Annotated in this window: 13 protein-coding genes; 5 read left to right on the forward strand and 8 right to left on the reverse strand. The window is 38.7% G+C overall.

The genetic code is table 11. The annotated features are described in order from the left end of the window. Positions 1-74: 74 nt before the first annotated feature. On the forward strand, positions 75-974 hold the full coding sequence (locus AA980_RS09115; protein WP_034724539.1) for a cation diffusion facilitator family transporter: 900 nt from the start codon (positions 75-77) through the stop codon (positions 972-974). Between the two features lie 219 nt (positions 975-1,193). Further along, the gene (locus AA980_RS09120; protein ID WP_024029620.1) at positions 1,194-2,132 is read left to right on the forward strand and encodes a magnesium transporter CorA family protein; all 939 of its coding nucleotides are present in this window, start codon (positions 1,194-1,196) and stop codon (positions 2,130-2,132) included. Between the two features lie 221 nt (positions 2,133-2,353). Here AA980_RS09120 and AA980_RS09125 read toward each other — a convergent pair whose 3' ends face one another. Together AA980_RS09125 and AA980_RS09130 are read right to left on the reverse strand one after the other, a co-directional pair. Then, entirely contained in the window at positions 2,354-3,499 is a 1,146-nt protein-coding gene (locus tag AA980_RS09125) for a hypothetical protein (protein WP_024029619.1), read from the reverse strand. Further along, on the reverse strand, positions 3,492-4,055 hold the full coding sequence (locus AA980_RS09130; RefSeq protein WP_024029618.1) for a sigma-70 family RNA polymerase sigma factor: 564 nt from the start codon (positions 4,053-4,055) through the stop codon (positions 3,492-3,494). The genes AA980_RS09125 and AA980_RS09130 overlap by 8 nt, the downstream gene beginning before the upstream one ends. A gap of 265 nt (positions 4,056-4,320) precedes the next feature. Between AA980_RS09130 and AA980_RS09135 the strand changes: the two genes are divergently transcribed. From AA980_RS09135 to AA980_RS09140, 3 genes are all read left to right on the forward strand, one after another. Continuing rightward, positions 4,321-5,541, forward strand: coding sequence for a helix-turn-helix domain-containing protein (locus AA980_RS09135; RefSeq protein WP_024029617.1), 1,221 nt, complete (start codon positions 4,321-4,323; stop codon positions 5,539-5,541). A gap of 12 nt (positions 5,542-5,553) precedes the next feature. Then, complete coding sequence (locus AA980_RS28020; protein ID WP_268926661.1) at positions 5,554-5,679, forward strand: hypothetical protein; 126 nt, start codon at positions 5,554-5,556, stop codon at positions 5,677-5,679. A gap of 109 nt (positions 5,680-5,788) precedes the next feature. Then, positions 5,789-6,184 (forward strand): hypothetical protein, encoded by a 396-nt coding sequence (locus tag AA980_RS09140; RefSeq protein WP_024029616.1) that lies wholly within the window; start codon positions 5,789-5,791, stop codon positions 6,182-6,184. Between the two features lie 235 nt (positions 6,185-6,419). On the opposite strand, the gene AA980_RS09145 is transcribed toward AA980_RS09140, so the two are convergent. From AA980_RS09145 to AA980_RS09170, 6 genes are all read right to left on the reverse strand, one after another. Beyond that, a complete protein-coding gene (locus AA980_RS09145; RefSeq protein ID WP_024029615.1) occupies positions 6,420-7,391 on the reverse strand; it encodes a nuclease-related domain-containing protein in 972 nt (323 codons plus the stop codon). Positions 7,392-7,648: 257 nt separating this feature from the next. After that, positions 7,649-9,160: an MDR family MFS transporter gene (locus tag AA980_RS09150; RefSeq protein WP_024029614.1), complete on the reverse strand. Its 1,512-nt coding sequence runs from the start codon at positions 9,158-9,160 to the stop codon at positions 7,649-7,651. A gap of 177 nt (positions 9,161-9,337) precedes the next feature. Beyond that, positions 9,338-9,901, reverse strand: coding sequence for an NAD(P)/FAD-dependent oxidoreductase (locus AA980_RS09155; protein WP_024029613.1), 564 nt, complete (start codon positions 9,899-9,901; stop codon positions 9,338-9,340). Positions 9,902-9,978: 77 nt separating this feature from the next. Then, positions 9,979-10,203 (reverse strand): hypothetical protein, encoded by a 225-nt coding sequence (locus AA980_RS09160; RefSeq protein WP_024029612.1) that lies wholly within the window; start codon positions 10,201-10,203, stop codon positions 9,979-9,981. Between the two features lie 69 nt (positions 10,204-10,272). Next, complete coding sequence (locus tag AA980_RS09165) at positions 10,273-11,487, reverse strand: MFS transporter (RefSeq protein ID WP_024029611.1); 1,215 nt, start codon at positions 11,485-11,487, stop codon at positions 10,273-10,275. 15 nt (positions 11,488-11,502) lie between these two features. Next, the gene (locus AA980_RS09170; RefSeq protein WP_024029610.1) at positions 11,503-11,916 is read right to left on the reverse strand and encodes a MarR family winged helix-turn-helix transcriptional regulator; all 414 of its coding nucleotides are present in this window, start codon (positions 11,914-11,916) and stop codon (positions 11,503-11,505) included. Positions 11,917-12,002: the final 86 nt, after the last annotated feature.

Raw genomic sequence — 12,002 nt, forward strand, 5'->3', positions numbered from 1 at the left:
TTTTTCTCTGGACCCATATAGGTCAGATTTGTTATGATTTCTAGGTGGATTCTTAGGGGTGGATAATGATGGAAATGAGAGAAACCAGAGAAACGATAGCCAAAAAGGTAGCCTGGATAAGCGTAATTAGCAATATTATTCTTACTTTAGGAAAAATCATTATTGGCAAGTATGGAAATAGTGACGCTGTGTTTGCAGACGGAATCCATTCGGCGGCAGATGTGTTTGCATCTGTTATTGTTTTGTTGGTGATAAAAATTTCTGATAAGCCAGCAGATAAAGAACATCCATATGGCCATGGAAAGGCCGAGGTCATTGTTTCTGAAATTATCGGTTTCTTACTGCTGCTTGTGTCCATTTATGTAGCTTACGAAGGGATCAGCGGTTTATTTCAAAAAGTGGAATCACCAAGCTTTTTGGCTATGTGGGTCGCGCTCTTTTCATTTATTACAAAAATCATTTTATACCGCAGTTCATTACGCGTGGCAAAACAGAATCAGAGCAAGGCAATCGAAGCGATTGCCTTTGATCATAAGGCAGATATTGTCGCCTCGATTGCAGCCGCAATTGGTGTACTCTTGTCGATTGTGGGTGAACGATTCGATATCCATTTCCTGCTTTACGGGGATAAGGCTGCGAGTATTTTTGTCGCCTATTTAATTTTTAAAATTGCGAAGGAAATGTTAACTGAGGCATTTGATATCTTACTCGAGCGTAATATAGACGGAGTGATCATTCAGGAATACATGGCCATCATTTCCGAATTTCCCGAGGTAAAGCGGATTGACCGCATTCGCGCACGGGAGCATGGCCATTATGTACTAGTTGATTTACGAATAGCCATCGACCACTTCAAAACAATCAAGCAGGGACATGATCTGGCAAAATCAATTAAAGGGAAACTGATGGAAAACAATGATAACATCAGAGAGGTATTAATTCATTTAAACCCCTATTTTCCTGAAGATAAATAATTTGAAAAAACTCCTTTGTACTTTACGGAGTTTCGGTTTATGATAAGGTAGGATAAAAAAGTTAAAGGGAGTTGATATTTTTGAGTTATTCCGTGGACCCGGACCCCAAGAGGCGAGGGGAAGTCAATGTCTTTGAATGGATTGAATTGAATATCTTAAATATCAACTCTGGAAAAGGTTGTTGGCTTCCTCAAACAAAGTGAGTGAGGAGGTTTTCGCATGCTGGAGATTTACAAAAGCACGGAAGCAAAAGTTTTAGAAAAAGTTGATGTGATCACTAAAGGCTGCTGGGTCAATATATACGCACCGACAGCAGAAGAAATTGCCCGGGTCTCAAATGATGCCCAGGTAGATATCGACATTATTAAAGATGCCCTCGATGATGAGGAACGCCCAAGAATCGAACGGGATGACGGCCGGGTCTATATTATCGTCGACTTCCCTTATATCATCCATGATGAAACTGGTTTTGCCGGTTATGAGACGATTCCAATTGGCATCATCCTAACCGATGAATGTATCATTACTGTTTCCTTAAAAGATTCACCGATCTTAGAAGAATTTAGGAAAAACAGAGTGAAGGAGTTCTATACCTTTAAAAAGACACGTTTTGCCCTGCAAATTCTTTTTGTCATTTCTTCTTATTATCTTCGTTACTTAAAACAAATTAACAAGAAAACAAATGAAATCGAACGGGTTGTTCACCAATCCTTAAAAAATAAAGAACTATTTGCGTTTCTAGCTTTAGAAAAGAGTTTGGTTTACTTTACCACCTCATTAAAATCAAATAAAGTCGTCCTCGATAAAATTTTGCGCTTTAGTTATTTAAAAATGTATGAAGAAGACAAGGACTTATTAGAAGACGTCATTATTGAAAAAACACAGGCAATTGAAATGGCCGAAACGTACCGCTCCATCTTAACGGGGATGATGAATGCCTTCGCCTCAATTATTTCGAATAACCTAAACATTGTCATGAAATTTTTAACTTCGATTACGATCATTTTGTCATTCCCAACAATGGTGTTCAGCCTATTTGGAATGAACGTGGAATTACCGTTTGAAAATAATCCACACGGGTTTATTTTTACTCTGATAATATGCGGAGTATTATCTACCCTAGCAGCAATTATCTTTTGGAAAAAGAAATATTTCTAGACTGCCAGCCCTTTTATTGGGCTGGTTTTGTTTTTAAAAGTTAAATAGTTAAGTTGACGGCTAAAATAGGTAATCGGACGGGTAAAATGGTGATTTTGACGGATAAAATAGGAAAACAGACGGGTAAATTAAAAAAATCGACAGGTAACCTAGAAATACAGCCAGGAAAAATAGAAAAGTAATAGAAAAAGCCGCCCTTCTGTAAAAGGCGGTCTCTAAAATTATTGAAGCGGCATCCAATTGACCTTCCAGATACCCTTTTTGTTCTTCGTAAGTCCGAAACCATATCCATTTTTATTGGAAATGAAAATATGCGCTTCTGAATCACTATCTATTTTTTCCATAATGGAAGAGGCTTTGACCATTTCTAAAATGCTTTTACTAGCCTTTTGCTCTTCCGGCTGACTTGCTGCTGCTGCATATTCATCCACTGTTTTAAATGTCTGCTCATATTCGGGATCCTTCATATAAAGGGCATACTGCGTCTTGTAATCCTTCCGCTCCTCGGCATAATAAAAAAGTTTGAAGATGTCGACAGGTGCTAAGTCTGCTAATGTTTCATCTTTATATGTTTTCGAGAAAGTACTGTAAACTAATTCTAGATGAGCAGAAAGAATCAATTGACCATTTGCATCTAATGTTATAGAAGTATCATAAGTCATATTTTTTCCATTCATATCAAGCAAAGCGGTAAAATGGACAGTATCCGGAATTTCCACGCCCTCCTTGTAATTAGCGGTATACTGATCAATTTCAATCGTCGTATGGTCGAAGGTATCCCCCGGCTTGATATTTAATATCTTTTCAACGCTTGCTTGATCGTCAAAATCCAGTATTATCTCCTTCACCTTGCCCTTATCCACGTCCAGTGGAAGCATTTTGATTGATTGTTCATCAGGGAGAAAGCCAAGTTTATTTGGATAAGCTGAGTCATACTCATTTGTAAGGACGATCCCCCCTTTTAAAATGGCATTTCCCTTAAAAGTTGCCTTCTTTAGACCCGATGGATCCGACTTTGCTGCATCGTCGGGTTGTTTGGAAACAAGCTCCCAGCCATTTACTTTATCACCGACATTGATACCTTTGTAAAATTCATCAACGGAAGCTGTTTGATGCTGGTCGCTTTTGTCTTGAGTTACTTCTAGGTTAATCTCCTTGCCAATGACCCCGCCGATAAATAGTAAGAAACATGCTGCCACAATGATTGTAACCGCCCTTGGAAATAACTCGAGCTTGCGTTTTGGCTGCTTCGTTTTAAGGCTGCTGACCCGTTTGCGAATCTTTTGTTTTTCCGCTTCTGTTAATCTAGATTCCTCTGGAAATAATTGATCATATGCCGCTTTCACCTTTACATTCAAATTATCCATGGTTTTCACCCCTTTTAATGGCTGGAAAAAAACGTTTCAATTTTTCTTTTCCACGAAACAAACGAGTCTTAACCGTCGTGATCGGAATCCCTAAAGTTGTACTCATTTCTTGTAAGGATAAGTCCTGATAATAATGGAGCAAAAATACTTCGCGATATTTTAGCGGCAACCCCCAGATGGCATCAAGCAGTTCACGGTTTTCGTCATTACGCAACACTTGTTCCTCAGGCGTTTTGCTCTTATCCTTCATAAACGAAAATACCTTCTCATTCATAACCATGTTACGATAATGCCAGCTTTTTAAATAATCCTTGCATTTATTGACCGCTATCGTAAAGATCCATGTTTTAAAGGATGATCTTCTTTCAAAGGTTTCTAATTTCATATAAGCAGTGACAAATACTTCTTGGGTTAAGTCACTGGCAGTTCCCCAATCCTTTACGTAAGAATAGACCAAACGTTTGATTCGATCCCCATAAGCGTCCATGATAATTTCCAGGACCGCTTCCCGGTCAATGGTTGAAGAGATTGCTTTATCAATTTCCCCGTCAGACATTTTTGAAGTCTCCTTCCTTTTTGTTACTAACTCTTAGACGAAACAACATTTAAAATGACTTCAAAAAATATATTTTTAAAGAAAATCTAGCTAAATTTTAATAAATATAAAAATTTTCCCAAGTTTTTGATGCTATTAAATTGTAATCTTATCTACTAATGTCGTCTAGATAAGTATTAAAATATGGAAAAATATTCTGAATAAATTGTAAATAGTGGATCTAATATAGTAAAATGGTAAGAAAAGAAAGGGGCTGGGTGGCATTATGGAATTCGGTGCCCTGATTAAATTCTATCGTACGCAAAGAGGGATGACACAGACGGAACTGGCAAAAGGAATATGCTCTGTTCCGCATTTAAGCAAGATTGAAAACAACTCAAAAGAAGCCAATGAGGCCACGGTTTCCTTGCTGCTAAGCCGGTTACATATAAACTTTAAGGAAATCGAGGAAAAAGAGGAGTTAATCCATAATTTATTACAGCAACTTGGAGAAAAGATTAATTTTTATTTAAAAGATAAGGCAGATGAGGTCTATCAAAAGCTGCAAGAAATAGAGGATATTATTCCTTTTTCCACGTATATTCATTTATATGAACTATATAAATATCGGTATCTATTATTTAGAGGATTATTGGACGAGGCAGAGTTGCAAAAGGATTTATTATTTAAACAAAAGAAAAATTTTTCCCAACATGAAGAGTATTTATTTTCTTACTTTAATGCTGTATGTTTAATTATGAAGGGACACTATAAAGCAGCTGACGAAATACTTGAGGCTTTATATAATGATCCGAGCAATGAAAGGTCAAATGCCGATTTTTTTTATCATCGTGCTTTTGTGAAAGGGTCGCTTGAGCAGTCTGGGCATGCAATTCATTTTGGAAAAGTGGCTCTCCAGTTATTTATGAATGAGCATAACTTCTTCCGAATTCTTCATACACTAATGATGTTAGGGATTAACTACACCCACTCTAATATATATGAAGAAGCAGAGGATAGTTTTAGACATTTGATTCGTAATGCCGAATTGTTAAATGAGGAAAAACTTCTTCCGCAAATTTATCACAATATGGGCTTCCTACAAAATAAAAGGAATAAACCGAAGGATGCCCTGGATTATTATGAAAAAAGCTTAGCGCTTCAACCAATCAAAAATCAGCACTATCTTGTGACTTTATATTCTATTGGTGAAATCCAATATTCACTGAATGAAGTAGCCAAAGCGAAAGAGAGTTTTCAAGTAGTCAGTTCTTTGGCGAAGGACCTTGGCATAAAAAAATACCGCTTACTGGCAGATTTTTATCTGTTCCATATAATCTCTCCTGATAAAGCATTTAAATATTTAGAAGCAAAAGTAATTCCCCATTTGGAAGGGACGAAAGAGCATAAGAACGACCTAACCCGTTTTTACAAAATGCTTTCAGATTTTTTTCGTCAACAAGGAAGCTATTTGGAAGCAGTTAACTATTTAAATAAAATTATTTGAGGAGGAGTTTAAATGAAAAAAGCAATAATTGTATTATTTTCACTTGCCTTGCTTGTATGTGCAGCACCGGTAAATGATGCGAATCCAGTTAATGTTGCAGATTCTACTCAAGATCACCCTATTTATCCTCCAGTTTAATGTGCTCATACTTTTAGCCTCCTGAATCATTAGGGGGTTTTTTTCATTTAAAAAGGGTATCCTACCAATATGTGTTTAAAAATTTCGGAAGAGGACTGAGGAGGATATCATGAAATCATTTGTTGTTGGTTTTCATCAAGAAGATAATGTAGACAGCATGCAGATTCAAAAACTAAATCAAGAGGAATTTGAAAAGGCAACCGCAGGCGGAACAAGGCATTTATTTGAGCTCGACACAAATATAGGCTTCTTTGTCTTTTTCGATGCTGCAGACATTGATGGTGATCTCTCATATATGGTACTGCAATACGAAGAGGAAAGCGAAGAACCTGTTGCCTGCTACTCGTTCCAGTTGAAGGACTTTTACGAATTCATGGCACTTTTCTTAAATGATCTCGAATTTAATGAAGAAACTGACGAAGAGGAAGAAGAATACGGTCCAATTCATCACCTTGCACATCTATTGTTTCATATTGTTGAAGAGGGAAAGGATCTTGAGGTCTAAATAGTGGGGAGCATAGCTGATTTTTCGTAGAAATGGGAAAGGACACCGAATTTGGCGTCCTTTTTCCGCTTTTATAGGTGAAATTCTCCTCCAATGGTAGTTCAATGGGCGAATTTTAGCGCTTTATGGGCGAATATCCAGTTTCTATGGGCGAATTCCGCTGTTCAATGGGCGAATTTTGCCATTCAATGGGCGATTTCGTTTTCGCGTAAATTTCAAGTAAATAATAGACACACTAAGTGAAGTCCTTCGGAGTATATTTTCGGAATCTGTTATTTCCAAAACTTTGTAGGTCACAAGATAGCAATATTCTTTTTGCTACGTAACGTGATTTCAAATGCGCAAATTCCCGAAACTGCTGATTGGTTATTGTCGAACCAAATAGCAGAAAGTAATCCTTCAATGCGTCCATATGCGCATCTTTTGAAAAAGTATCGCATGAAGGGCAGTACCAATTTTGATTTTTACGAATAAGTGTGTGGTTCTGGTTTGTAGGACAGAGGACACCCGTTAACAGGTCCGATCCTTGAATACCGTATTTTTTCAAAATATAGTTGGTCGGCATGGTATTCATTTTCAATAGGAGGCGGCATAGCTTACGGAGGTCTTTGGCTGTAAGAAGCGGATTCGAATATTGTTTTTCCAAAAGCTCAATTTTGTTTAAGAGGACATCCGCCTTACAAACTCGCGGTTTCACTTTGTAGGCTTTGTTCCCGGTTACGACATAGGAAGCATACCCATTACTGATAACCACTAAATATTCAACAGGGACTGGAGGAAAATGATGTTTTGCCAGAAGCTTCTTTATGTACTTTTGATGTCTTTCTCCCTGAGCAATCGGATAGGGATATCCTTTTTCTTTACCATTATGGAATTGAATAAACTGTTCATTTTCAGTATCAAAAATTAACTTTCCGGCAAAATGTTTTACATCTATCGCTAGAGCAAATTCTGAAGTTAAAAGAAGGGTGTCTATTTGGCAGTTATAGTCTCCATCAGGAAGGTTTAAATCATGGAGGATCATGTATTTCTCGTTCGGCAGCTCCCGGTAATAATAATCAAGCGATTTCTCCCCCTGGTAACCGGCTTGCCGCCTGCCAAGCTCCTCTAATATTAACTGGTATTTTTGGTGGCTCAATGGGAGCCGCCGTACTAGGGCTTCCAAAATAAGCATAACAAACGGTTTTGTTCTTCCCTTGATAATCAAATTCATCACTCCTTTCAATTTAAAGATAAATTCTAATAAAGGAGTGAATTTCCTGCCGTATTTTATCGAAATTTGTTACGAAATTTCTAACATATTCTTCAATGGGCGAATTTTAGCACTCAATGGGCGAATATCTAGTTTCAATGGGCGGATTTTAACCTCCAATGGGCGAATTCCGCTGTTCTATGGGCGAATCGATAAACCACCGCGATTTAAGCCAAACTAAAAAACAAGCACCCTTTAAGGTGCTTGTTTCATCAGTTCTTTGCTGGCTGCTTATTCACTTCTACCCGGGATTTCCCCATGAAAAAGATTGTCACTGCTGCAAGTGCAATCGGAATCAACGCAACCATAAAGGTATGGGTAATTGAATCGGACATCGCATGAACAATTTTACTTAAAATAAAATCAGGTATCTCCGCACGCTTACTGGCTTGGAAAAGCTCACGTGGATCTCCCAGTTTAAAATTTCCTCCACCCTGCATGCCGGCAAATGCTGCTTTCAGTTTATCCTGAAATAAATTACCCTGAATTGTACCGAATATCGTTATGCCAAGTGTCATCCCAAACGAACGAAGGAACGAGTTGGTTGAGTTTGCGGTTCCGCGATACTGCGGCTCCAAATTATGAATTGAAGCAGTTGGAAGTAAAGAAAAGGAAAAACCTACCCCAAATCCAACAAGAATCATGTAAATGGTCAATAGATAGCGGGCAGTATCAACCGTCATACTGCCAAGGAAAAACATTCCTAACACGTAGGAAACTATTGAAATCAACATCAGGTTTCGGTACGAAGTTTTCGTTAAGAAGATCCCGCCAACAGAACTTCCTGCGACAGAGCCGAGCATCATTGGTGTCAAAATTAAGCCGGCATTTTTGGCGGTGCCGCCGTATACTCCTTGAACGAAAATCGGAATAAACACGGTTAAAATAATAAATGTACCACCATAAAGAAAAGCTAGGATTTGCGAAGTCGCAAACAGCCTTCTCTTAAACAGCCAAAGCGGTAAAATAGGTTCCTCCGCCTTCAACTCAGCAATGAAAAAAGCAACGAAAAAGACAAGGAAACTGGCAAATAAGCTAATGATTTGAATCGATTTCCAAGCATACTCTTTTCCGCCGAGCTCGAGGGCAAACATTAAGCTAACAACAGAAATAACAAGTGTAATGGCCCCAATCCAGTCAATTTTTTGCCTAGAATGGCTTAATGATTCATGATAAAAACGACTGATTAAAATAAGTGAAATAATTCCAAGTGGAACATTTACATAGAAAATCCAATGCCAGCTAATATAATCCGTAATGTAGGCCCCCAGCAGCGGTCCTAATACGCTGGATGCCCCGAAAACCGCTCCAAGTAAGCCGGTCATCTTTCCGCGCTTTTCCGGCGGGAAAATATCAAACACAATCGTAAACGCGATTGGCATAAGAGCACCGCCGCCAATCCCCTGAATCGCCCGGTAAATACTTAATTGAATAATACTTTGGGCAATGCCGCATAAAGCAGAGCCAACGAGGAACACGATTAATCCAAAGATAAAAAAGCGTTTTCGACCGTACATATCTGAGAGTTTACCGAAAATCGGCATCCCCGCCATAACGGCGACCATATAAGCTGATGTCACCCAGATAAATTTGTCAAAGCCGCCAAGGTCGGAAACGATGGTTCCCATCGCCGTCGCAACAATCGTGTTATCCATGGCCGACATTAAAATCGCCAAGAGGATACCGGCAACCACGAGCTTAAGATTACTGTCTTTTTTGATCATAAATTGTCTCCTTAGTAGATCATGTAATGTTAGTACTGGAAAAAATAAGTCCAATAATCCTCGCTTACATTTTCAAAAAATGGTAATAAAGATAATGCAATTTTAAAAGGAAGGAGTAACCTTGTCAACGAAAAAAAAAGAGACCCTCTTTGAGTCTCCTTCAATGATATTCAATTATCATTTTTTCAATATATCGTGGTCAACATATCGTTCGCCGTTTAGCTCGCTAATTAGATTGATGGCAACCTTTGCACCATCTCCGGCTGTAATAATTGTGTGCATGCTAACACCGGCGATGGTTCCGGCAGCCCAGATGCCATCAATATTTGTCTTTCCAGCCGCATCGACATCAAGAATCGTTTTAATTCTTGGTTCAGTACCAGGCTTAGTTGTTAAGCCGATTTTTTCAGCAAGGTCAGCCATCATCCCAGTTGCCATAATGACATGACTAGCTTCAAATTCCGATTGATCAGTTTCTACTTTAAAACCGTTGTCTGATTTACTTACGTTCGTAACAGTAGCTGTTACTATTTCTGCACCAAATTTGCGTGCTTGTTGTTTACCCGTTTCCACAAGGTCTTGGCCAGTGATTTCTGCAACACCATAATGATTTTCAATCCAAGCTCTTTTGGTAACGCTTTTACCATTATCAATAACTAATGTTTTCTTACCAGCTTTCGCTGTAAATAACGCTGCACTTGCTCCAGTAGGTCCAGCTCCTATGATTACAACATCATACATTTCAAAACCTCCCAAATTTTCAGTTAACAGTATTATCCTAACGCAACAAATAAGCTATGTAAAATAAACTGCTCGTTTTAAGATATTGGGAAAACGAAATGGTTTAGAAATAAAAAAGAACCATCGTATCCGTCTTGGGATTGATGGTTCTTGTGTTTAAATTGGTATAAGTGGTCTTTTTTCGTCTTAGTTGTTCTCGTGCGCATGTCTGAAAAAACAAATGCACTTCGCTTTACTTCCGGATTCATTTTTCCTTCGCGCGTAAGTCTTTCTCTGAACTTTTTGGCTTTAGATTTCGCCATAAAAATCACTCCTCCATGTTGGTTGCAATCCATTATATAACATTTGGAGGAGGTTTGTTTAGTTAATTTTTAAATTTCCTGTACTTTCGATGATTGTTGAGTTTCTAATTTTGCTGAAGTGTTTTTCTTTTTCGTATGAAGGAAGTAAAAGAGAACCACTCCAATCAGGACATAGAACGAACAATAGAAATATAAAGAACTATATTCCATTTTCGCGGCAATCACGCCCACTAAAAACGATCCCAAAGCAATCCCTGTATCATAGATGGATAAAAAGGTAGCTGTCGCTAAACCCCTTTTTCGAGGTTCAGCATTTTGAATCGCAATCGTTTGGAAGGTTGGAAATAGAGTACCCCAGCCCAATCCAATCAAACCGGCAGACAGTAGAAATGTCACCGCACCGCCGCTTTGGCTTAAGATAAACATCCCAATTGCAAAAAGCACCAGGCATGGATAGGAAATCACGTTTGGACCAAACTGATCGAGCCATTTGCCGGTAAACGGTCTGGAAAGTAACAGTACAATCGCATAAACTACGAAGAATAGACTTGAAACACTTGCCAAGTGAATTTCATTTGCATAGATCGAAACAAATGAAAGCAGGGCAGAATAGACGATAGCCAGGAAGCCGCCCACAACTGCAATCGGAACAGCAGAGGCTTCAAAAAGGCTTCGGAATGAGAAGGATGAAAGGACTTCTATCTGATTTGGCTGTTCCGTTTTCGTTAGCTTGACACTTAGACCAGTAATCAAGGAACCAACCGCGACAATAACACTTAGGATAAATAATACTTTTGCTCCCCACTGCTGAATAGCCAACAATCCGACAAATGGCCCCATAACCATCGCCATATTGGTCGACATGACAAAGTAGCCCATTCCTTCCCCACGGCGCGAAGCGGGAATGAGATCAGCGACAATCGTACCTACCGCTGTTGTCGCCATCCCAAACCCAATCCCGTGTAGTAGACGAACAACGAGAAAACCGGTAATTGATTTTGGGAAAAAGTAAAAGAGTGAAGCAGCAGCGAAAATAATCAACGCTGTTAATAGTACCTTTTTATTCCCTGCCCGCTCCATCCATTGTCCAGCAAGCGGGCGTGAAATGATGGCAGAAAGCAAAAATACTGTTGTCATTAGCCCTGCTTGTGACGCACTGCTATGTAATTCATCCAGCGCATAGGAGGGAAGTGTGACAAGCAAAATATAAAAAGTCAAAAATAGAAAAAAGTTACTTAAAGAAACACTGATAAAATCCTTTGTCCAAAGTTTAGGTTTATTCATTAGATGCACTCCTTTTTATAGAAGCTGGTGCAACCAGCTTTTTTGTAATTTGGAAAGCTCCTCCTGTGATGCTAATGGGAAATGTTTAAGTAATTCCTGGTTGATTTCATTCACAGCATTTTCCCATTCTGGATAAAGCTTTAAAGCTTCTTGAGTTAATTGAACATGTTTCTCGCGCTTATCTAGGCCTGGAACTTGTTTTACATATCCTTGTTTGACAAGCCGCTGGATGGTACGGGTCATTGGCGGTGCTTCGACAAAAAGGTAATCACAAAGTTCCTTTTGGGTAAGTGAGCCCTTATTATTTAGAACAAAGATAACGGCCCACTGGGCATTAAATAATCCAAATGGTTTCAAGGCTTCATTGAGTTTATTGGTAAGCTGTCGTGAAAGTTGGTGCAGCGTATGGAATAATTCGTGGCTATTCATTAGGGATTGATTTCACTCCAAATATACAAATTAATTACCTAGGTAACTATATTCCTTTTTATATTAATTGTCAAGGAATGTTCACG

Source organism: Neobacillus vireti (assembly GCF_001026695.1).
Lineage (GTDB): Bacteria > Bacillota > Bacilli > Bacillales > Cytobacillaceae > Neobacillus > Neobacillus vireti.